This is a genomic window from Alcaligenes sp. GW821-FHT11D07 (genome assembly GCF_058808495.1).
Genome location: NZ_JBXART010000002.1, coordinates 16,613 through 38,100 on the forward strand (window position 1 = coordinate 16,613; position 21,488 = coordinate 38,100).

The window sequence follows — 21,488 nt, forward strand, 5'->3', positions numbered from 1 at the left end:
GCTGCAAGCGTAGATCTTAGGGATGGCTGTTGAGGCTTAGGCTTTTTCGGCCAGCGCAATCTCTTTGCGCATTTCGCTGATGACTTGAGCGTAATCGGGCTGACCAAAAATGGCCGAGCCAGCCACAAAAGTGTCTGCGCCGGCCGCGCGAATGGCGCCAATATTGTCGATTTTCACGCCGCCGTCGATTTGCAGCACAATGGGTTGGCCGCCTTGCTCCGTCCAGGCGTCAATACGGGCACGTGCCTGACGCAGCTTGTCCAATGCGCTGGGGATGAATTTCTGGCCACCAAAGCCGGGGTTCACCGACATCAGCAAAACCAGGTCCAGCTTGTCCATCAAGTGATCCATCCAGTTCAAGGGGGTGGCCGGGTTAAATACCAGGCCGGCCTTACAGCCGTGGTCGCGGATCAGCGACAGGGTGCGGTCCACATGGCGTGAGGCTTCAGGGTGAAAGCTGATGTAGTTGGCACCGGCTTTGGCAAACTCGGGGATCAGGGCATCGACAGGTTCCACCATCAGGTGCACGTCGATGGGAGCCGTCGTGTGGGGGCGCAGCGCCGCACAGATCATGGGACCGAAGGTCAGATTGGGTACAAAGTGGTTGTCCATGACATCGCAGTGGACCCAATCGGCGCCCGCAGCGATAACATTGCGGACTTCTTCGCCCAGACGAGCGAAATCGGCCGATAAAATACTGGGAGCGATACGTGTGGAGCTGGCTTGGGACATAATAGGTGCCGTAAAGATTAGACATCACGAAAATCGTGACCATATGTCATCATTATAGTTTCAAGCGGGATCGCGTGCAGCGGCCCGTATTTGTACAGCCGTAACCTGGAATCCATTATGAAGCCTGACGATATTGAGGTGCGCATCACGCCCCAGTACCTGCCTGAGCAATCTGAACCCGACAGCAATCAGTATGTTTTTGCCTATACCGTTCGGATTACCAACAATGGACAGCAGACGGCGCAAATTATCAGTCGTCACTGGATCATTACTGACGACAATCAGCAGGTTCAAGAAGTCCGAGGCCTGGGAGTAGTCGGGCAACAGCCGGTGCTGGCCCCGGGCGAGACCTTTGAATACACCAGTGGTTGTCCCTTGAGTACCCCGTTTGGCACGATGCGGGGAAGCTATCAATGTGTTGGTGAAAATGGCGTGCCCTTTGAAGTCGCCATTCAGGAATTCATCCTGTCCTCTCCCCGTACCTTGCACTAAGGCCAAAACCCAGCCATGAAGATAATCTATTGCGTGCCAGCCGTACTGCTGGCATTAAGTGCCTGTTCCACTACCCCTGTGGATCAGGGCTCTTCGTCAACGGCTCCGGGTGCGGCAGACAGCGGGACAGACATTGCCCTGCAACCCTTGCGTGTGCCGTCTTTGTCGGCCCTGCCGGAAACCCCGGCACGTGCGCTGGCCGGCCGCTATCAGGCGGTGAACTGGTCTACGCTGCCGGGCTGGCAGGCGGACTCCATGGATCATGTCTGGAAAGGCTTTATTAATAACTGCAAGGGCTTGATGCGCCCGGTCAGTGGCTCTCTGGCCATGCCGGCCCGTGCCAATCCACGTGCCTGGCAACCTGTGTGCCAAGCTGCTGCGGCAGCAGGTCTGAACGCCGAGACCAAAGATACGGCAACAGTACGCAATTTCTTGCAGCAGCACTTGCAGCCCTGGCGCTTGTTGACGGGTGACGGCAATGTGGCTCAGAACACAGTCACGGGCTATTACGAGCCCTTGCTCAAGGCCTCGCGTACCCGCAGCGCAGGCTACCAGTGGCCACTTTTTGCGGCTCCGGATGATTTGCTGACGATTGATCTGGGCAGTCTTTACCCGGAGCTGGCTGGCAAGCGCATTCGTGGCAAGCAGCAGGGCAAACGGGTTGTGCCTTACGACACCCGTGAACAAATTATGGCCAAGCCCGAGCGCCAGCCGCCCGTGATTGTCTATGCAGAAGATCCGGTTGAAGGCTTCTTCTTGCAGATTCAAGGTTCAGGCCGCGCGATTTTGCCGGACGGCAGCGCAGTGCGTCTGGCCTATGCCGACCATAATGGTCGCCCTTACGCCTCCGTTGGCCAATGGCTGGCCAAGCAGGGGGAGATGCCTTTGGCTCAAACGTCCATGCAAAACATCAAGGCCTGGGCGCAGCGCAATCCGCATCGCGTACAGGAAATGATGAATGTGAATACGGCGATGGTGTTCTTCCGCGAAGAGGCCATTGTGGATCAGGATCTGGGCCCTAAAGGGGCTTACGGAATTCCCCTGATTGGCCTGCGCGCCGCAGCTATTGACCCCACCTACGTGCCGTTAGGCACGCCAGTGTATTTGGCGACAACGCAGCCTGCTACCAATCAGCCTTTGCAGCGTTTGGTGTTCGCTCAGGATACAGGTGCGGCCATCAAGGGTGCGGCTCGCACGGACTTGTACTGGGGCACGGGTGATCAAGCTGGTGCACAGGCCGGTCGCATGAAGCAGCAAGGTCAAATGTGGCTCTTGTGGCCACGTCAGGCAGGAGCACCGAGCGCACGATGAAGAACGAACGTATTGTGGTGTGCGGCGGGGCATTGGCCGGCATGGCCAGTGCCTTGGGTTTGCGCAAGGCCGGGTTTGATGTCTCCATCCTGTCTCCCGCCTACAAGCCAATGGAATTGGCGCCGGGGCAGTATCACCCCCGTGTCTATGCTGTTTCTGTAGCCAGCCAGCGCTTTCTGGCTCAGCTGGGAGTCTGGAACCTGATGTCTGCGCAGCGTATTGCGCCGGTACAGGCTATGGAAGTACATGGTGACGGTGGTGGTTGCCTGAATCTGCACGCCTGGCAGGATGCTCAGGATTATCTGGCTTGGATTGTAGAGTCGGGGCAGATGGAACAGGCGCTCTACCAGGCTTTGCAAGTGTTCGGTGTGCCTTGGATTGAAGATCGCTTCGAGCGTTTGGAAGGCAATACCATCGTCACGGCAGGGCAAAAACGGATCAGTGCTGATTTGTTTGTGGGGGCGGATGGAGCTCGCTCCGGCCTGCGCACGGCGACGGGTATCGAGCACCACGCCCGTGAGTACGGTGATGCCGGTCTGGTTGCTCACTTCAATGTAGAGCGCGCGCATCAGCAAGTGGCCTTGCAGTGGTTTACAGGTGATTCGATTCTGGCGTTGTTGCCTATGCCGGATGTCGATGGCAAGCCGCAAGTGTCTATGGTTTGGTCTGTGCCCCAGGCACAAGCGGACAAGGTACTGGCGATGGCTGCTGATGAACAAGCGCTCTATCTGCAAAACAGCTTGTTTTCCTTGTCCAATGGTCGTTTGGGCCAGCTCACTTTGCGCAGTACGGTCCATGGTTTTCCCCTGACCTTCGAGCGCAGTGGTTTGGTGGCACCAGGAGTGGCCTTGGTGGGAGATGCGGCGCATCGTGTCCATCCCTTGGCAGGACAGGGTTTGAATCTGGGCTTGGGTGATATCGAAGCCTTGATCAAAGTCTTGTCAGAGCGCGGGCCCCATTATTCCGTGGGTGATATGCGCGTACTCAATCGCTACAAGCGGGCTCGTGCCGAGCCGATTGCCGCCATGCGCGCGGCCACAGATGGCTTGTATCGCCTGTTTTCCGCACCGGGCGCGCCCGTATCCATGCTGCGCAACGCGGGCATGCAGGTGGTGGATCGCCTGCCTTGGGTCAAACGTCGTCTGATTGCACACGCTGCCGGAGTGAATCCGGGTTCTCTCTTGTTTTAATGACAGCAGGGCCTTGTTGATTAGCAAAGGAAATAAGTTATGAAGTTGCACCTTCGTTCAATGTGGGCTCTGGCGATTTTGTCGCTGTGCAGCCTGGCTCAAGCCGCCAGCCCCAAGGTAGAGGCTCGTTTCGAACCAACACGCCAGGCTTTTGAGGCCGCTTTCCCCGGTGTGCAAGTGGATGGGATTCGTGCCACGCCTTTTGCCAATCTGCTGGAAGTGGAAGTAGGCGGCACCTTGCTTTATACCGATCCCCAAGCCAGTTTTGTGATGCAGGGTTCTTTGCTGGACAGTAAAAGCCGGGTGGATCTGACTGAGCAGCGCATGCAGGAGCTAAGCCGTATTTCTCTGGACGACTTGCCACTGGATAAGGCGATTAAGTTGGTGAAAGGCGACGGCAGCCGCCGGATGGTGGTTTTTGAAGATCCCAACTGCGGTTATTGCAAACGTCTTCATACAACTTTGCAGGAAGTAGACAATGTTACGGTTTATAGCCTGATGTTTCCCATCCTGGGCCCGGACAGCCGCCGTAAGGCCGAGGATATCTGGTGTGCCGATAATCCAGCCAAGACCTTGAGCGACTGGATGGGGGGCGGCACCCGTCCCGAGAAAGCGTCGTGTGAACATCCTTTGGATCAATTATTGGCGATAGGCCAGAAATTGCGTGTTCAAGGGACCCCTGCGATTTACTTTGCGGATGGTAGTCGCGCTGATGGTTGGCTGCCTGCCGCCCAGCTGCAATCGCGTCTGGAAGCGGCCGCCCAGTAAGTATTTGAGCCCCACTTGATGTAGGACAACCCGCCCTTGAGCGGGTTTTTTCACGCCTTAGCGTTATAAAATCTATAATTATTTATGGGGTGCAATTTTAAAAGAATTCAGGCTGGAAAATAAATCCAAGATCGTTCTGAGAGTAAGGTGGGTGTTATTTTGAAGACAAAAAATTTCAAACGCCACATTTGACCATTCTTTACTTTGTGCTCTGTATTGTTGAAGTGATAATTCTAACTATTGATAAAAATAGTATTGTCGGCCGGCGCTGAGGCCATCGTGAGTCTGACAATAGTTAAATAGTAGGCGCTTATGGAACATGCTCGTGGCGTGTTGGTTGTGCTGGAAGAAGGCGAGGGCCTGCAGTACTGGCAGGAACAGTTGCGGATTTTCGGTACCAAGACCGTCGTTATACGGTCCTTGGATACAGTGGCCGAAGCGCGGCTAAGCCAGTCGGACTTGTTATTGTTTCCAGTCGAGGTGGGTTACATCCCCCTGATGGTAGCCAAACTGCGTAATGATTTTGGCTCGCTGGGTATTGTTGCGATGCAGTCTGGCTTGACGGCCAGCGCACGGGTACAGCTGTTGCTGACCGGTGCCGATGCCTGCCTGTCTTTGGATATTCAGGTGCCTGAACTGGTGGCCTGGTGTCATGCCGTGCGCCGTCGAAATGTGTATGCAACAGTTGATACCAACTACGCAGACAGCGAGGAGCAAGAACCAGGTGGCCAGCAAGAATGGATCTTGCGTGATAAAGGCTGGACTCTGCTTGCCCCCAACGGGGTGGGCCTGGAGCTGACCCATAGCGAACGTCAATTGATGGATGCCTTCATTCGGCATGCGGATGCGCGTTTCAGCCGTGAAGATTTGATGCGCGACAAGGGGCTGGCCGCCACTGACAGTCGTGCTGTTGACTCACTGATTAGCCGTTTGCGCCGCAAGGCAAGTCAGGCGGGTGTTGCGCTGCCTATCAAGTCCGTCCATGGCTGGGGTTATACCTTTACGGGCAAGCTGATTGCTCAGCATGAGCCCCAGGACAGCGAAATCATGGAGTTCTACGCCGTCCGTGAAGAGCCTGAGCCGGAGCAGCCCACACCGCTGGAACTGCTGCGCGTATTGGAAACGCTGGATGTGTTCGATCCGCAGGCAAGTGACGCCCTGTCCTTCTCCTACCAGTTGCGGGTAGCCACCAGCACGGGTCAATACAGCGGGGTCGATGCTCAGGTGTTCTGGACTGCGCCTACCGGTCTGCGCCTGTCCTCGGATCTGGTGCTGCGCCATATCTCGGATTCCACTCGCCGTCAGGCCTTGTGCGAATGGATGTTACGCACCTTGATGGCCGATGTGCGCCGCTGGTGGCAGGAATACTCCCTGCGCGCCAGCCATATCGGCCTGAAATTGCCGGTCGATATGGTCTTGCTCATGCACAAGCGCTTTCCTGTATTGCTGCGTCAATTTGATTTGCAGACCTGCTGCGTGGAGCTGGATGTATATAGCGACGATGAGCTGGAAGAGACGCCAGAACTGATTGAAGCCTTGCAGTCTTTGAAGGATCAGGAAATCCAGGTCTGGCTGACCAGTACCGATATTGAAAACAATAATTTGAATCGCCTGCGTGGCTGGCCAATTGCCGGCGTCAAATTAGAAGCCGAGGTTATCCAGCGCGCGTGTCATGACGCGACTTTCAAGTCTTTGCTGGAGACCGCTTGTCACCTGTTAAGTGAACAGGGCTTCGAACTGGTTATCAAAGGAGTGGATAACCTGGAACAGCGCGATTTGGCACTGAATCTGGAACTGGGACATTACCAGGGCCGTTTGACCTCCGAACTAATGTCCGAAGACGGCTTTTTGCTGACCTTGGCCAGCAGTGAGCCTTCTTTTGGAACCGGAAGTGATGCTGCTCGACGTCTGAGCAGTAGTTATTTGTAAGCCGCCTTAGCATCCAATCGATTCGATATGTAACTTTAGTTAAGTATTTCGAAGTTAACGCCGTTACCCAGCTTGTTCGATGGGCCTTCCTGCAGGCCGACCGTGTTTTCACGGTCGGTTTTTGCATATCTAGGGTCTGTCTTTTCAGCGATGGTCGGGGAATATCATGCGTTTGGGCTTAAAACAGAAGTTGTGGTTGCCGTTAATTTTGTGTTTGATGGCATTGGTGGTGGTCTTTTCGTTTGTTAACTATCAGTTGTATCAGGCGCAGATGGAAGAGCGCCGAACGAGTTTGCAGCATGTCGTGAATATTGCCGCAAGCATTACGCAGGATTATCAGCAGTTGGTGAGTAAAGGCGTGCTGAGTCAGGAAGAAGGCCAAAAGCAGGCCTTGCAACGTATTAGCAGTATCCGTTTTGGACAGGAGGGCTATGTATCCGTCCTGTCGACCAATGTTATTTCCATCATGAACCCTAGCCGCCCGGAATTGGATGGCAAGGACGTAAGCGCGGTGGTCGATAGCAATGGTGTCCATCCCTTTGCTGAAATGAGCCGTATCGGCCGCAATGGGGGGGAAGGTTTTCTTGAGTATCACTGGCCCAAACTGAGCGACAAGAGCAATGCGCCCAAGCTGGCGTATGGCAAAGGCATACCGGAGTGGGACTGGGTGCTGACTTCTGGCGTCTATATCGACAATATTCACGCCCGCTTCTTCAGCAACCTGCTCAGCTCCTCGCTGGTGTTTTTGCTGATTATTGTGGTGGTCGTGAGCGTCACGGTGGTTCTGGCTCGCCAGATCTTTACCGAGCTGGGTGCAGAGCCTAAAGTCTTGCATGACACGGCGCAAGCCATTGCGGACGGTGATTTGCGGGTCGCCCATTCCTTGCGTTCGATTCCAGAAGACAGTGTGATGGCCTCGATCGAGCAAATGCGCTTGAAATTGAGCGAAGTCTTGCGCACCTTGCAGCACAGCAGTGGTGTGATTTCGGATGATGCCTCGCAGTTGTCGGCAGGGAATCTAGAGCTGTCCAGCCGCACTACTCAACAGGCTGCGGCCCTGCAGGAGACGGCTTCGGCCATGGAAGAGATGACAGGCACGGTACGCATGAGCGAAGAGAACGCCATGCGGGCCGAGGAAGTCTCCAGCCAGGTGCAGAAAACCGCCCAGCACGGCGGGCAGATGGTCAGTGAACTGGTGGACCGCATGGGTGCCATTCGTGACACCAGTGGCAAAGTGGCTGATATCACCACGGTGATTAACTCCATCGCATTCCAGACCAATATTCTGGCTTTGAACGCAGCGGTGGAAGCAGCACGCGCCGGTGAGCAAGGCCGCGGCTTTGCGGTGGTGGCAGGCGAAGTGCGTGCCTTGGCACAGCGCACCACAGCCTCTGCACAGGAAATTGCTCAATTGGTGGAAGCCTCTTCCAGCAGTACGCGCGAAGGCGTGCAGTTGATGGGGCAAGTAGGCCAGGTGATTGATGAGATGGTCACGGGCAGTTCGCAAGTGATGACGATTGTTCACGAGATTGCTGCCTCGACCCGAGAGCAGACCATTGGTATTGAGCAGATCAACGTCGCCGTGGGCCAGCTGGATTCGGCTACTCAGCAAAACGCCGAGATGGTTGGTCAGGTTGCCCACACCTCCAGCGAGTTGCAGGAGCAGGTGCAGGAGCTGGATCGTTTGATTCAGGCTTTCCGTTTGGTCTGATAAAAGGCCGCGGCAGGCACCAGCCAAGGGGTGCGTGGATTATTTTTGATCGTATACTTCCTTTTGGTCCTGGGCTTGTCCTGCGGCAAACCGGTATTTAGGAGGATGTATGTTGCGCGCACCTGTTGTAGCAGTATTGATGGTGGGAATGGTGGGGTCGTCCTGGGCGGCGACACTGCCTTCGGCTCAAGGTCAGGTTCAGGCGCACGAACATCATGAACGAATACTGAGCTTGCAGCAGAACGATTTGGTGCAGGGCAGTTGGAAACACAGTGGTGATGTGGAACTGGCCTTGTTCGGACCCGACGGCAAAGCAATTCGCAGTTGGGCCGATGCGCCGGACCGTGGTGGCGTATTTGGTTTTATCGCTGGCATGGCGGGCGAGTACCGTTTGCGGGTGTTGGGCCAGGGCCAGTATGACTGGCAGATCAAATCGGTAACGGCGCCACAAGCGGCGCCCCAGGCCGAGCCTTTGCAAGGCGATGTCATCCGTCAGTGGAACATGCGCTTGCGCGCTGGCGAGCCTTCTACAGGCTTTTGGGACTATGTGCAGCGTGTGGGCTCCCCCTTGGTGGAACGCTACAGCGCGACACAAGACCGCGTCACTTTTGTCTGGCGCGGTGCCAAGCAAGAGGTCCGCATGCATGGTGGCCCATTCAAGTACAGCGATCGCATGCAGCGTCTTGGTGAGTCCGATATTTGGTACATCACCTACGACCTGCCGCGAGACTCCCGTTTTACGTATCGGATTGCACCGGATGTGCCTTATATGGGGCCGGGTCTGGCGCGTGAAGTCCTGCGCGCCGCTTTGCAGCGCGATCCTCATAATGCCCAGTCCTTACCTGAAAACAGCACTGATCTGTTTGACGGGGATTCGGTTGTGCGCCTGTCCCAAGCACCGGCCGAGGCAGTGGCTCTGGAGCCGCAACAACAAGGTCAGGGGCAGTGGCGTACGGAGCGTCTTGCCAGCGATGCCTTAGGGGTTGAGCGGCAAATTCAGATTTATCAGCCAGCAGGGACACGCGCTCAGGAAATTGATCACACCGTGATTTTGTTTGATGGCCGTGATTACCGCGACGAGGCCCGTGCGCCTGCCATGCTGGATACCTTGATTGCTCAAGGGCGGGTTCCTGCTGCCTGGTTAGTGCTTGTGGACAATCCCGGCATGAAGGAGCGGGCGGCTGAGCTGCCCCCGAACGAAGCGTATATCCAGTTTCTGGAAAAGGATTTGATGCCTTGGTTACATGCTCAAGGTGTTCAGTCTGCAGCAGACAAGACGGTGATTGGCGGTTCCAGTTATGGTGGTTTGGCGGCCATGCACGCGGCCTGGCGTTTGCCGAATTTGTTTGGCAATGTGCTTAGCCTGTCGGGTTCGTACTGGTGGTCTCCTAAGGGAGAGCGTGGGCAGTGGTTGACCCGTCAGATGGCCGACTCTCCCGCTGTACCAGTGAAGGTCTACATGAGTGCCGGGGTGTTTGAGTCCTCCGGTTCCAGTCAGGATGTCAGCCTGGTACAGGCGAATCGCCATCTGGATGATGTCTTGAGGGCGCGTGGCTACGATGTGAGCTATGTGGAAAGTGCTACGGCCCATGATTTTATTGCCTGGCGCGATGCCTTGGCCTTGGGATTGGAGCATCTGTTCGGGGTAGAACCTGAGAAGGCTCCGGTAGAAGAGAAGAAGTAAGGCTAGAGCTAATTTAGAGCTCTGGGCTAGGGGCGCGATTCGGACCGGGGCAGACTCAGGCTGGGCTGACTGTTTGCTGGTGTTGCACACCAGTTCCCTTGGCATAAGATTGCTACGGGCGGGGCCTGAACTCGTGGAGTACCTTGTCCACTGGACAAGGTACAAGCGCTCCACTCAAACAGCAGGCCCCTTGCATCCCTACGCAATCTCATGCCCGCGGCAAACAATCTGATCCGCCCTGCCTGAGTCTGCCCCGGTCCGAATAGCGTGGTGCCAATTCTCTAAGTGTCTTAATACTGGCTAATAAAAAAGGACGGAATATCCGTCCTTTTTTTTACCCAGCCGTTTTATTTAGCCTTGGTCCAGCGTTGCACCGCCGTCTACGCGCAGGTCGGACAGGGTGATGTGGCTGGCGCGGTCCGAAAGCAGGAACAGCACGGCCTCAGCAATTTCTTCCGGCGTGGCGATTTTCTGCAAGGGAATGCCCAGACGGTAGTTTTCGCCGGAGCCCTCAATCACGGTTTCGCGGGAGCTACCTTGCTTCCACATGGCTTGTTGCATGGGGGTGTCGGTGGAACCGGGGGAGATGATGTTCACCCGGATGCCGTAAGGAGCCAGCTCCAGGCCCAAACAGCGGCTCAGTTGGGTGACCGCTGCCTTGGAGGCCGCGTAGGCGCCCATGGCAATACGTGGAGTAGCTGCGGAATTGGAACTGACGTTGACAATGGCACCTTGCTTGCGCTCGATCATGCCTTTGGCCACGTTACGACAGACGTTGAAAACACCGGTCGTGTTGATGGCAAAAGTGCGATCCCATTGCTCGTTGCTGAGCTCTGTGATGCGGCCCATCTGCAGGACGCCTGCCACACAGGCCAAGCGCTGGATTGGTCCCAGCTTGGCTTGGCCTTGTTCAAGAGCCTTGTCCACCGCATCGGATTGGCTGATGTCCACGACATGGCAGGACACGCGTTCGCTGTGTTCGGACTGGCTCAGTGCTTCCAGGCCCTGAGCATCCAGGTCCAGGGCGATGACGCGAGCGCCACGGGCCAGCAGCATCTGGGTCACGGCAGCGCCAATGCCACGGGCAGCGCCCGTGACAGCGACACATTGACCCGCAAAATCTTGGCTTAAATCAGTCATGGGAGCTTCCTGTTCAGGCCGTCAGGCTGTCCTGGATCTCGGCGCAGGTCAGGCTGACGCCGCAGCGTTGCGAGACGTGGCGGATGGCCAGTTGGTGTTCTTCCAGCGAGAAGTCAGCGACGCCGTCAATGGCCAGGAAGGGCTGTACATCTTGCATAAAGGCTTCCAACGCCGTGGTCATGCAGCCGATGTGGGCATAGACGCCGGTAATGATCAGTTGATCGCGGCCCAGATTGCGCAGTTGCTCGCGCAGGTCCGAGCGTTGGAAGGCGCTGTAACGCCACTTGGTCAGCATGATGTCATTGTCGGCAGGAGCCAGTTCAGGGATCACGGCTTGTTGCTCGTGAAATTCGCTGGCTGTCAGGCCGGGGCCCCAGAAGTCGTTCAGCAGGGCGCGGTCTTCGTCCGGCTGCTCGGTAGGCTGGGCGGTGTAAAACACGGGAATACCCAGCTTCTGGCAGGTCGCGCGCAGGGCGGCGATGCGTTCAATCAGCATGGGAATGGGGGCCTGGCTCATATCGTACTTTTGCAGAAAGTAGGCCTGCATGTCATGGATCAGCAAGGCGGCACGATTTGCCTGAGGACGCCAATTGACGCGGTTGGCTACGGGGGTTTGGGGCAACTCGTAGCTGGGCAGCGCGTGAATTGTCATAAGTCGGTCTCCGTTAAAGTGTTATGTTTTGCGCCAGACCCAATGAGTTGATCAGGGTCATGAGTTTATTGCCGGTTTCCTGGCGTTCCGAGGCCGGGACGGAACCGTCCACAATGCCTGCGCCAGCCGATAAGGTCAGGCCTTGCTGGGTGTAGTGACCGCAGCGAATTGCCACGGCCCATTCACCATTCCCTTCGTGATCGCTCCAGCCTATGGCGCCGGCAAAGTAGCCACGCTCGAACACTTCCGTTGCCTCAATGGCCTGCATGGCCGCTTGAGTAGGCAGTCCGCACACCGCAGGGGTGGGGTGCATGGCCAGAGCCAGTTCCAAAGAGGTGACAGAAGGATCGCGCAAGCGTCCGCTGATGCGGGTGGACAGGTGCCACAGATTGGCGGTGCTGGTCAGGCTGGGGCCATCAGGCACTTCCATGTCGTCGCAGAACTGGGACAGGATGCGCACAACATCTTCGATCACGTAAGCGTGTTCGCGCAGGTCTTTGCTCGATGCCATCAAGCCTTCGGCACTGGCCTGGTCGCGTTGCGGATCGGCAAAGCGGGGGGCGGTGCCTGCCAGCGGATTTACGGTTACCAGATCGCCTTGGCGGCGCACCAGCAGTTCGGGGCTGGCACCAAAAAACAGGTCTGGATCGTCCTCTTTGCCGCCGGGCAAGGGCAGGGCATAGGTGTAGCCCGCTGGATTGCTGTGGAGCATATTGCTCAACACAGTCTGACGGTCCAGCGCTTCGTTTAGCGTGATGGTTACGGTACGCGCCATCACGGTCTTGGAAATATTCTGTTCGCGCATGGCCGCCAAAATGCCAGTCACGCTTTCTTCATAGCCCTGGCCATCGGGCAGCAGGGTCTGGGTGGCAATGGTATTGCGGGATGTGGCCAATGGGGGCCGCTGTACCGGGCGCAACAGGACAGGATCGCGTCGGTAGTCCTTAGGAACGCGCAAATAGGCCTGGCGTGCCGGGTTAAAGGGGATGACCCCCAGCAGCAGGGGAGCTTCCAGACCTTGTTGGGCCGCGTGTGCCAGCAAGGTTTGGGCATCGGCCAGCAATTGTCCTTGAGCATTCGAGGTATGCCGCTCCAGTGCCGTGCCGTGTGCCATCAAACTGATGGTGGGAGAGGCAAATACGCTGCTGTCGGCCTGATAGCGCTTTAACCATTCTTCAATGGTGCTATGGCGGACTTGGTCGTCGATACGGCTATTCATAGGAGTCCTTTGTGGGGCAAGGGTCAGCCAGTGACACCCCGGCCTGAACCGGGGTGTGCCGGGCTAATTACTTCAGGTGAAGACGCGTGATGCGGTCAGCGCTTGGGTCGTCCTTACCTTTGGACTTGTTGACCAGGTAAGCATTGCCTTCGCCGTCCAGGGAAACGTGGTTAGCAAAGCTGCCACCGTCCAGGTTGGCAACGATTTCGCCTTTACCGTTAACGGCCGTCACAGTGCCTGCACCGCGGGAAGCTACGTAAGCCAGGGAAGTCTTGGGATCGAAGACCACGTTCAGTGCGCCGGCACCAATCTTGACGTCGTGTTGTACGGAGCCGTCTTTGGCATTCATGATCAGCAGGTTGTCGCTGCCTTGGGCAACCACGTAAACCTGATCATTCTTGCTGTCCACGGAAACACCGGCCAGACCACGAGCACCGGGGACGGGGAAAACGGTCTGGGCGTTGCCGTTTTTCAGATCCACAATGATCAGCTCATTGGTGCTGGCGCTGACGGTGTACAGACGGTCTTTCTCAGCGTCCAGGATCAGGCTCATGCTGCCTGGTTTGTTGCGAGTCTTGCTTTGCAGTTCGATCGAGTCCAGCTGGCTCAGTTTTTTGGTGTCGAACACGGCCAGGGTGTCAGCGCCGGGCGAGGACACGTAAGCACGGTCGGTTCGTTCGTCTACCACCACATCGCGGGGGTGGCTGACCACGCCGTCTTCAAACTGTTTAACCAGTTTCAGGTCTTTCTGGCTGTAGACCGCAATGGAGCTGCTGCGGGTGTTGGTAACCCAGACATTGCCTTGCTTGTCGTCCACGTCCACGCCGTACACGGCTTGAACCTGACCATCGTCACGGCCTTTTTGGGCGGCAGGAGTCACGCTGGCTTCAATAGCCAATGTTTTAGGGTTGACCTTGATCAGCTGGGATTCTTTCACGGGTGGGCGACCCACGGCCGAGGTCACGAACAAAGCCTTGTTCTTGGGGCTGTAGGCACTTTGGTACAGGCCTGGCACCAGACGCTGGGATTGCACTTCAAACTTGTCCTGGCCGCTCAGCTCAACTTTAGGGGAGACCTTCAGGTTGAAGATGGTGGCAGTCGAAGGCTTGCTAACTTGCACAACAACCGGGTGCAGGCCAGTGGCGGCTTCGGCAGGAATGGCGATGGTGGTGCTCAGGTTGCCTTCTTTGTCGGCGACCAGTGCGCTAGGGGTCAGTGTGTGACCGTTTTGCAGCAGGATCACTTCCTGACCGGGGGTAAAGCCACGGCCTGCCAGTTGGGCTTCAGCACCGGCATACACCACACCAGCAGCATTCAGGGAACCACGGAAGTCGGCATCAGGTTGGTCAAAGGCGGGCGCTGCAAAGGCATTGGCCAGGGACAAGGACAGGACGGCGGCGCTCAGGCCGGCCTTGCGCAACAAAGCAGCAGGGGTACGGCGAATGCAATTGACATTGATTAGCATCTTTTAATCCTAAATAAAGGTTCGGTCGACAAGACGGTCCATGTAGGAGATCTTTCTACAGGCATGCAGCAGGCGTGGGTAGAACAAAAGAGAGGTATCAGGCATTGGGCGGGCCGTCCTGTTTGGTGGCCGAGCGCAGGCCTTGGTTAAGAATGCCAAAACCACCGGCGACCGCAGCGCAGGCTAGTCCGCCAACCGCCACTGCCACGGCAGGGCCGAGCAGGCGGGACAGATAACCCATTTGCATATTGCCCAGAGCTTGGCCCAGGGAGTATTGCGTCATCCACAGGCTGGAGACGCGGCCCAGCAGGTAGTCGGGGGTGTGGTGTTGAACCAGCGCCATGCGCATGATCTTGGAAATAGTATCCGCCGCACCCATGATGGCCAGGCAGATCAAGGCCCACAGCAGGGATGCTTGCAGGGACAGGGCAGCAACGGCCAGACCCCAGATCAATACCGCGATCACGATAGCTGCGCCGGGGCGGGCGACCTGGCGGCACCAGCCGCTGGACAGAGCTGCCAGCGTGGCACCGACAGCGGGAGCAGCGTACAGATAGCCGGTTGCTGTAGCGCCCATGTTCAGGATGGTGTCGCCCCATTCAGGCATCAGGGCCAGCGGCGTGGCAAGAATCAAGGCAGCCAGATCAATCAGGAGCAGGGCGCGCAGCAAAGGGTGGCTCGCAACGAATTGCAGGCCGTCACGCAAGGATTGAAAAGCATTTTTCTGGGGCTGCTTGCCAGCCTGCGGGGGCAAGGGCGGCAAAGCGCGCAACAGCAAAGGGGTGACGATCACGCCGCACAGCACGATCACGTAGCAGAAAATCAGGCCGGGCCCGGAGATCAAGACGCCAGCCAGCGCAGGGCCGATAATGCCGCCCAATTGCATGGCCAGACCGGACAAAGCCGCTGCTGCTGCCAGCTTGTTGCGACCAACCAGCGCGGGAGTGGCCGACATCATGGCTGGCACACTGATTCCGCCTGCCGCGCCACCAATGGCGGCAGCGACGTAAATCAGCCAGACCTGAGGGTTCGGCAGCAACGTATTGAGCAGAAACAGCACGACGCTGATGATGTAGACGCTGCGCGACCAGACCATCAGGCTGCGCCTGTCCATGCGGTCAGACAAGACCCCGCCCACAATTAGCGCCAGCACCATAGGGGTGGCCATGGACACGTTCAAAAAGGCAACGGCCACGCTGGATTTGGTCAGCTCATACAGCTGCACGCTGGCCGCTACCATCAGCATGCCGGTGACCAGCACAGTGGCGGCGCGAGCGAAGTAGGCAAAGCGAAATGCCCGGCTTTCGATCAGCGGTGAGATATCCAAAAAGAAACGGCTTACAGACATGGCTTACACATCAAGTTCAGGTTGGGCTTGTGCCTGTTCGGCACCCGCCATTGCCGAGTCCATCAGCGGGGCCATAACGGCCACGGCTTCAGTACCGGTTAAGTGAGCGTGCAGCGATGCAATATCGTGAATCTGCAACTGCCCGGCATAGGGCTGCCACAAATCAGGATGCAATTGAGTACCTGCATGATCCAGTGCGGCTCGGAAGTACAAAACAGGCCCGTCATACGCGTGATGCTCGTACAGGCGCACCAGACGGTTATTGTTTTCCACCACCTGGAAGACAGCGTCCAGACGGGAATCAGGCAGCTCGGCCAAGGGGTGTCCGCTGCGCTTTAGAAAGTCCACCACGCCATGACGGGTCAGTGAAACATCCGGCAGGCTATCGGGGTCGTGCCCGGCAATGTGCAGCAGCGCTTTGTAGATGGCATTGGGTTCAGGAGCGGGCTCATTGCGCCACGCATCACTGGGGTAAGCGTCCAGCAGGGACAGCAGGCCCACCAACTGACCGCGACGACGCAGCTCGACAGCCATTGCCTGGGCAATAATGCCGCCTACTGACCAGCCGGCCAAATGGTAAGGGCCATGAGGCTGTACTTGCTCGATGCGGTCCACATAGACCTTGGCCATCGCATCCAGGCTGCCATCCTGTCCCAAGGAGGGATCTGACAGCACACTGGCTTGCAAACCATATACGGCGCGGCCAGGGGGCAGATGACGCGCCAAAGCGCCATAGCACCAGGACAGGCCACCGGCTGGGTGAATCACAAACAGAGCAGGCTGATCGCTTTGAGCCGGGCGCAGCGTAATGATGGGACCGAAGCCATCAGCAGCGGTGCTGCCCGCTTGATCCAGGTGGCGCGCTAAACGGGCAATAGTGGGGTATTCAAAAATAGTGCCAATCGACACGGCCTGTCCGCGTGCTTCGCGCAGCAGCAAGGCCAGCTTGGCCGCCAACAGCGAATGTCCGCCTAAAGCGAAGAAGTCATCATCAGCGTAAAACGCGTCCGTGCTTTCCAGCACCGTGGCAAAGGCCGCCGCAATTTGCTGTTGCGTGGCCCCTTCCAGCGGCAGACCGGCCGAGCGTGCCTGCAAGGCAGGAACGGGCAAGGCCTTGCGGTCCAGCTTGCCATTGGCCGTGACGGGCAATTCGTCCAGGCTGATCCAGGCGCTGGGCACCATATAGGACGGCAGGTGCTCGCCCACATAGGTGGCCAGGGTATTGGCATCGCACTGGCTGTATGCCTGTGGCACCCAGTAGGCCACAATCGCCATTTGACCGGGTACATCTTCACGGGCAATCACGGCGACATGGGCCACATCGGGATGACGAGCCAGCAGGGCCTCAATTTCACCCAATTCGATACGTTGGCCGCGCAGCTTGATCTGGTGATCGGAGCGGCCCAGGAAAATTACCGCGCCATCCTCGCGCCAGCGAGCAACGTCGCCGGTGGCGTACATGCGATCGCCATGCAAGGCGTAGGGATCGGGCACGAAACGCTCGGCGGTCAGATCCGGGCGGCCCCAATAGCCTTGGGCTAATTGGCGGCCAGCCAGATACAGATGCCCTGCGACGCCCGGAGGCACTGGCTGCAGTTGTTCGTCCAGAATGTACAAGGCGGTGTTCCACACAGGGAAACCGATGGGTACGGGCTGGGAGGTGTCGTCACGGGAAGCGGGCCAATAGGACACGTCCACGGCAGCTTCGGTTGGACCATACAGATTGTGCAGTTCTGCCGTCAGCAGGCTGTGGAAGCGGTCGCGTGTAGCGGCTGACAGCTCTTCACCACTGCAAAAGACCAGTCGTGGTCTCAGTCCGCGAGCAGCCGGCTCGTCCAGGAAGGCAGCCAGCATGGAGGGCACAAAGTGCAGCACCGTGATCCGGCTATCGCGCATCAGGGCTGCGATGTGAGCAGGGTCCCGATGCGCTTGTGGCGGGGCGACGACCAGCGTGGCACCCGACAGGAAAGGCAGGAAAAACTCCCAGACCGACACATCAAAGGTAGCCGGGGTTTTTTGCAGAATGCGGTCACCGGCCCCTATGCCGTAATGCGTTTGCATCCACACCAAACGGTTGACGATAGCGTCGTGATTCACCAGCACGCCTTTGGGGGTGCCGGTCGAGCCGGAGGTGTAGATCAGGTAGGACGGGTCATGCGGGCCAGCCGGAGTCCAGGCGTCTGCGGTGCAGGCTTGTTCCGGTTTTGGCACCAGCAGTGTGGCGTTCAGGGTGCAATCAGGCTGAGCGACCAGCAAACGGGGTTGGGCCGCCTGCAAAATCGTGTTCAACCGATCAGCGGGTTGTTCCAGATCCAACGGCAGGTAAGCTGCGCCAGCGCGATGAATGGCCAGCAGCGACAGCACCAGTTCCAGTGAACGGGGCAGGGCAACTGCCACAATATCGCCGGTCTGCACGCCTGCTTGGCGCAGCTGTGCGGCCAGGTTGGCCGTTTGCGCATCAATCTGGGCGTAACTCAGAACCTGGCCTTCAAACTCCAGGCCATCTTGCTCGGGGTTGGCCTGTAGTTGGGCCTGAATCAGCGCCCACAATGTGGTTTCGGGTACAGGATGAGCGGTTTGGTTAACCGTTTCAATCCAGTGATGATGTTCGGCTTCGGTCAGCGTCGGTACGGCAGACAGGCTTTCCGCTTGCAGGGCGCGCAGCAGGAAGTGTTCCAGACGCACTAAATGGGTCTGAATTTGCTGTTCCTGGTACAGACGCGGATTGGCCTCCACTTCCAGACGCAGGCCACTGGCATCGGGCTGGGCGCGGAAGGTGAAGTTCAGATCTTCTACCGGGCCAGCGCATAAAACAGTCTGGCTGGCAGACAGGCCAGCTTGTTCGTAGGGCGCGTCAAAGGGCAGCACGTTGATGATGGGGCCATGCAAACGGCGCATGCCACCAAGCAAACCCAGGTCACGACGCAACTGCTCACTGCGGTAGCGGCCATGGCGGCGAGCTTGGCGCAGTGCTTTGGAAACCTGAATCAGGTATTGATTCAGCGGCTGGGACTCATCAATGTGCAAACGCAGCGGAGCCACGTTCATGACAGTGGACACGATGCGGGCACTGATATGGCCCAAACGTCCCATCCAAGGCACGCCCACCGTGCATTCGTCCTGACGCGTATGGCGGCGCACATAGGCCGCGGTAAGCGCAGTCAGAATGTCCGGCCAGCTGATGTCCGTGCTTTGAGCCAAGGCTTGCAGGCGCTGCGTCAGTTCGGTCTTGACGGCGCTGCGAGCCAGCAGGAAATGATGATCGCTCAGGGCCTGGGTTTCGCTCAGGCTTTGAGCCGGTTCTGCATCGCTTAGCGTGTCCAGCCAGAACTGTCGGTCTTTCTGACGGCGCTCGCTGTCCCGATAGCTTTGGTCGTCATCCTGTAGAAGGGTGAACGAATCCAAAGCATGTCCGTGATCCTCGCGGCCACTGAGCAAGGCTTTGTAGAGCTTGACCACCCGCGTTTCGATCAGCGCCATGCCGTAGCCGTCTGCCGCCAGGTGATGAATGCGCTGATACCACAGGTGATGCTGAGGCCCCAGGACGAACAGGATGTGGCGTGCCAAAGGCGCAACCGTAGGGTCCAGCGGTGTGCGCAGGTCGGCCATCAACAGCGTTTGCGCCTGTTCCGCTCCGTCTGCCTGGGCAGACAGGTCAATGATTTCCAGCTGGACAGGCTCTTGCGGACGCAGATACTGGGCAGGGCCCTCTGGGGTATCCACCATGCGCAAGGTCAAGGCGTCCGCCTCGGTCAAGGTCAGGTTGATCGCCTGCGCAAACAGCGCTGTGTCCAGCGCGGAATGGATATGCGTGCAGTGCCCGGTATTGAAAATCGGGTTGAGCGGGTCCAAACGCTGGGCGTACCACAGACCTTCTTGAGCTTCGGTCAAAGGGCGCAATGGCAGTTCGGAAGAGGAGCTAAACATAAGCGTGCTGCAGTAATAAAGATCAACGGCCGTTTTGCTGGGCTCGCTCGATCAGCGACCACCATTGGCCCAGTGTGACCACCGATGCCATTTCGGAAAACTCGATAGGTGCGCCAGCTTCGCGCCAGCGGGTGGCCAAGGTCATGACGCGCATGGAATCCAGGCCCAGGTCGATCAGGTTGTCGTCGTCCAGAATGTCCTGGGGGTCTTCATGCAGCATGGCGGCAATGTCTTGTCGCATGCGTTCTAAGGTAAGCGCAGTACTCATGATTATTCTTGCGTAGTGTTCTCTAATTGCTCGCGCAACTGGGCGCGCAGTTCTTTACGGCTGATCTTAAGTGCTGCCGTTTCCATGAAACGGTCCACAAAAACGATCTGATCAGGCACTTTAAAGTCGGCCAGACCGCGGCTGCGTATCCATTTCTTCAGTTCGATGGCGCGTGGCTTGTCATCTTTTGGGATGATGAACGCGCAGCTGCGCTCGCCCAGAAACTCGTCCGGCACTGATACTACGGCAGCATCAAAGACTTGCGGGTGAGCCAGCAAATGGTCTTCGATTTCTTCAGCGGAAATTTTCTCGCCAGCGCGGTTGATATGGTCAGTGGCGCGGCCTTGGACCATCAAGTAGCCTTCAGGCGTCATGCGCACCACATCGCCCGTGCGGTAAAAGCCGTCTTCGGTAAAGGAGCGGGCATTGGCCGAGGGGTTGTTGTGATAGGCGCGGATGGTGTAGGGGCCACGTGTCAGCAGGTAGCCGGTTTCGCCTGGGGCGACCGGATCACCGTTATCGTCCACGATCAGGGTTTCATCATCCGGGCTGATAGGGCGGCCCTGGGTATTGATGATGGTGTCTTCCGGATCGTCCAGACGAGTGTAGTTGACCAGACCTTCGGCCATGCCAAATACCTGCTGCAAGGTGACGCCCAGAGTGGGGCGCACGCGCTTGGCGGCTTCAGAGTTCAGCTTGGCACCACCGACCTGAATCACTTTCAGGGTGTCCAGCTTGGCGCTGGTCTTGGTAGCAGCGTCCATCCACAACATCAGCAAAGGCGGAACCAGACTGGTGTCGGTTACGCCTTCGCGTTCAATCAATTCAAAGCACACGTCCGGGCTGGGAGCAGGGCTGAGCACCACTTTCGCACCGGAATACAGCGCACCCAGAAAACCGGGCGAACTCATGGGGAAGTTGTGGGCAATGGGCAAAGCGCCCAGGAACACACTGTTCTCGTCCAGACCGGCAATCTTGGCGCTTTCGCGCAAGGTGTAGATGTAGTCATCGTGCGTGCGCGGGATCAGCTTGGACAAGCCAGTACTGCCGCCCGAAATCTGCAGGAAAGCCACTTCGGAAGGTTGCGCGGCCGACACGGGGACATCCACATTGGCCGCACTGCTTTGCAACTGCTCCAGGGACGTAAATTCTTGTGCTTCGCCTACGAGGTAAACCTGCTCCACCTGCGGGCAGCGTTCACGCAATTCACGTACCAAAGGCAGGTAGTCAAAACCTGCATGCGTATCGACGCCGATATAGGCGCGCGCCTGGGCGCTATTGGCAAAGTGTTCAACTTCCGTGATGCGGTGCGCGGGCAAGACATACACAGGCAAAAGGCCGGCACGGAACAGGCCAAAAATCACGCTGACAAATTCAGGGATATTAGGCAGATGCACCAGGACGCGGTCACCCTTGCGCAGACCGGCTTGCAACAAGCCCGCCGCGATCTGGCTGGCGTACTGATCCAGTGCGCCATAGGTCCAGCGTTGTTTGCCACCGACCACGGCTTCACGCTCTGGATGGCTTTGCGCGCGCGTGCGCAACAAGGCACCAAAGGTTTCCCCACGCCAGTGTCCAGCGTCGCGATATCGCTGAGCAAAAGCGTCAGGCCAAATTTGTTCTACAGGAATAGATTTCATCATGGTAATGAG

Annotated in this window: 16 protein-coding genes; 7 read left to right on the plus strand and 9 right to left on the minus strand. The window is 57.7% G+C overall.

What is annotated here, in order from left to right; translation table 11 throughout:
* Positions 1-36: 36 nt before the first annotated feature.
* Positions 37-732: a ribulose-phosphate 3-epimerase gene (gene rpe, locus AC1RSM_RS08685; RefSeq protein ID WP_492931555.1), complete on the minus strand. Its 696-nt coding sequence runs from the start codon at positions 730-732 to the stop codon at positions 37-39.
* Positions 733-849: 117 nt separating this feature from the next.
* On the opposite strand from rpe, the gene apaG reads away from it, so the two are divergent.
* The 7 genes from apaG (at position 850) to AC1RSM_RS08720 (ending at position 9,817) form a co-directional block, all read left to right on the plus strand.
* Positions 850-1,224: a Co2+/Mg2+ efflux protein ApaG gene (gene apaG / locus AC1RSM_RS08690; RefSeq protein ID WP_492931557.1), complete on the plus strand. Its 375-nt coding sequence runs from the start codon at positions 850-852 to the stop codon at positions 1,222-1,224.
* A gap of 15 nt (positions 1,225-1,239) precedes the next feature.
* Complete coding sequence (mltA, locus tag AC1RSM_RS08695) at positions 1,240-2,535, plus strand: murein transglycosylase A (RefSeq protein WP_492931559.1); 1,296 nt, start codon at positions 1,240-1,242, stop codon at positions 2,533-2,535.
* Positions 2,532-3,725 (plus strand): FAD-dependent monooxygenase, encoded by a 1,194-nt coding sequence (locus AC1RSM_RS08700; RefSeq protein WP_492931561.1) that lies wholly within the window; start codon positions 2,532-2,534, stop codon positions 3,723-3,725. The genes mltA and AC1RSM_RS08700 overlap by 4 nt, the downstream gene beginning before the upstream one ends.
* Before the next feature lie 39 nt (positions 3,726-3,764).
* A complete protein-coding gene (locus AC1RSM_RS08705) occupies positions 3,765-4,493 on the plus strand; it encodes a DsbC family protein (RefSeq protein WP_492931563.1) in 729 nt (242 codons plus the stop codon).
* A gap of 312 nt (positions 4,494-4,805) precedes the next feature.
* A complete protein-coding gene (locus tag AC1RSM_RS08710; RefSeq protein ID WP_492931565.1) occupies positions 4,806-6,422 on the plus strand; it encodes an EAL domain-containing protein in 1,617 nt (538 codons plus the stop codon).
* 166 nt (positions 6,423-6,588) lie between these two features.
* The gene (locus AC1RSM_RS08715; RefSeq protein WP_492931567.1) at positions 6,589-8,133 is read left to right on the plus strand and encodes a methyl-accepting chemotaxis protein; all 1,545 of its coding nucleotides are present in this window, start codon (positions 6,589-6,591) and stop codon (positions 8,131-8,133) included.
* 109 nt (positions 8,134-8,242) lie between these two features.
* Positions 8,243-9,817 (plus strand): alpha/beta hydrolase, encoded by a 1,575-nt coding sequence (locus AC1RSM_RS08720; protein ID WP_492931569.1) that lies wholly within the window; start codon positions 8,243-8,245, stop codon positions 9,815-9,817.
* 351 nt (positions 9,818-10,168) lie between these two features.
* Here the strand turns inward: AC1RSM_RS08720 and AC1RSM_RS08725 are convergent, their stop codons facing one another.
* From AC1RSM_RS08725 to AC1RSM_RS08760, 8 genes are all read right to left on the minus strand, one after another.
* Positions 10,169-10,957, minus strand: coding sequence for a 2,3-dihydro-2,3-dihydroxybenzoate dehydrogenase (locus tag AC1RSM_RS08725; protein ID WP_492931571.1), 789 nt, complete (start codon positions 10,955-10,957; stop codon positions 10,169-10,171).
* Between the two features lie 13 nt (positions 10,958-10,970).
* Complete coding sequence (locus AC1RSM_RS08730) at positions 10,971-11,609, minus strand: isochorismatase family protein (protein ID WP_492931573.1); 639 nt, start codon at positions 11,607-11,609, stop codon at positions 10,971-10,973.
* 13 nt (positions 11,610-11,622) lie between these two features.
* Positions 11,623-12,828 (minus strand): isochorismate synthase, encoded by a 1,206-nt coding sequence (locus AC1RSM_RS08735; RefSeq protein WP_492931575.1) that lies wholly within the window; start codon positions 12,826-12,828, stop codon positions 11,623-11,625.
* Positions 12,829-12,895: 67 nt separating this feature from the next.
* Entirely contained in the window at positions 12,896-14,293 is a 1,398-nt protein-coding gene (locus AC1RSM_RS08740) for a YncE family protein (protein WP_492931577.1), read from the minus strand.
* Between the two features lie 97 nt (positions 14,294-14,390).
* Positions 14,391-15,641, minus strand: a complete 1,251-nt coding sequence (entS, locus tag AC1RSM_RS08745) for an enterobactin transporter EntS (protein ID WP_492931579.1) — start codon at positions 15,639-15,641, stop codon at positions 14,391-14,393.
* A 3-nt stretch (positions 15,642-15,644) separates the two neighbouring features.
* On the minus strand, positions 15,645-19,568 hold the full coding sequence (locus AC1RSM_RS08750) for an amino acid adenylation domain-containing protein (RefSeq protein WP_492931581.1): 3,924 nt from the start codon (positions 19,566-19,568) through the stop codon (positions 15,645-15,647).
* Positions 19,569-19,590: 22 nt separating this feature from the next.
* Positions 19,591-19,836, minus strand: coding sequence for a phosphopantetheine-binding protein (locus AC1RSM_RS08755; RefSeq protein WP_042488626.1), 246 nt, complete (start codon positions 19,834-19,836; stop codon positions 19,591-19,593).
* 2 nt (positions 19,837-19,838) lie between these two features.
* Complete coding sequence (locus AC1RSM_RS08760; protein WP_492931583.1) at positions 19,839-21,479, minus strand: (2,3-dihydroxybenzoyl)adenylate synthase; 1,641 nt, start codon at positions 21,477-21,479, stop codon at positions 19,839-19,841.
* Positions 21,480-21,488 lie beyond the last annotated feature (9 nt).

Excerpts from the sequence above, each read along its gene's own strand:
- rpe (WP_492931555.1), bottom strand. The coding sequence starts at position 732 with ATGTCCCAAGCCAGCTCCACACGTATCGCTCCCAGTATTTTATCGGCC.
- apaG (WP_492931557.1), top strand. The coding sequence starts at position 850 with ATGAAGCCTGACGATATTGAGGTGCGCATCACGCCCCAGTACCTGCCT.
- mltA (WP_492931559.1), top strand. The coding sequence starts at position 1,240 with ATGAAGATAATCTATTGCGTGCCAGCCGTACTGCTGGCATTAAGTGCC.
- AC1RSM_RS08700 (WP_492931561.1), top strand. The coding sequence starts at position 2,532 with ATGAAGAACGAACGTATTGTGGTGTGCGGCGGGGCATTGGCCGGCATG.
- AC1RSM_RS08705 (WP_492931563.1), top strand. The coding sequence starts at position 3,765 with ATGAAGTTGCACCTTCGTTCAATGTGGGCTCTGGCGATTTTGTCGCTG.
- AC1RSM_RS08710 (WP_492931565.1), top strand. The coding sequence starts at position 4,806 with ATGGAACATGCTCGTGGCGTGTTGGTTGTGCTGGAAGAAGGCGAGGGC.
- AC1RSM_RS08715 (WP_492931567.1), top strand. The coding sequence starts at position 6,589 with ATGCGTTTGGGCTTAAAACAGAAGTTGTGGTTGCCGTTAATTTTGTGT.
- AC1RSM_RS08720 (WP_492931569.1), top strand. The coding sequence starts at position 8,243 with ATGTTGCGCGCACCTGTTGTAGCAGTATTGATGGTGGGAATGGTGGGG.
- AC1RSM_RS08725 (WP_492931571.1), bottom strand. The coding sequence starts at position 10,957 with ATGACTGATTTAAGCCAAGATTTTGCGGGTCAATGTGTCGCTGTCACG.
- AC1RSM_RS08730 (WP_492931573.1), bottom strand. The coding sequence starts at position 11,609 with ATGACAATTCACGCGCTGCCCAGCTACGAGTTGCCCCAAACCCCCGTA.
- AC1RSM_RS08735 (WP_492931575.1), bottom strand. The coding sequence starts at position 12,828 with ATGAATAGCCGTATCGACGACCAAGTCCGCCATAGCACCATTGAAGAA.
- AC1RSM_RS08740 (WP_492931577.1), bottom strand. The coding sequence starts at position 14,293 with ATGCTAATCAATGTCAATTGCATTCGCCGTACCCCTGCTGCTTTGTTG.
- entS (WP_492931579.1), bottom strand. The coding sequence starts at position 15,641 with ATGTCTGTAAGCCGTTTCTTTTTGGATATCTCACCGCTGATCGAAAGC.
- AC1RSM_RS08750 (WP_492931581.1), bottom strand. The coding sequence starts at position 19,568 with ATGTTTAGCTCCTCTTCCGAACTGCCATTGCGCCCTTTGACCGAAGCT.
- AC1RSM_RS08755 (WP_042488626.1), bottom strand. The coding sequence starts at position 19,836 with ATGAGTACTGCGCTTACCTTAGAACGCATGCGACAAGACATTGCCGCC.
- AC1RSM_RS08760 (WP_492931583.1), bottom strand. The coding sequence starts at position 21,479 with ATGATGAAATCTATTCCTGTAGAACAAATTTGGCCTGACGCTTTTGCT.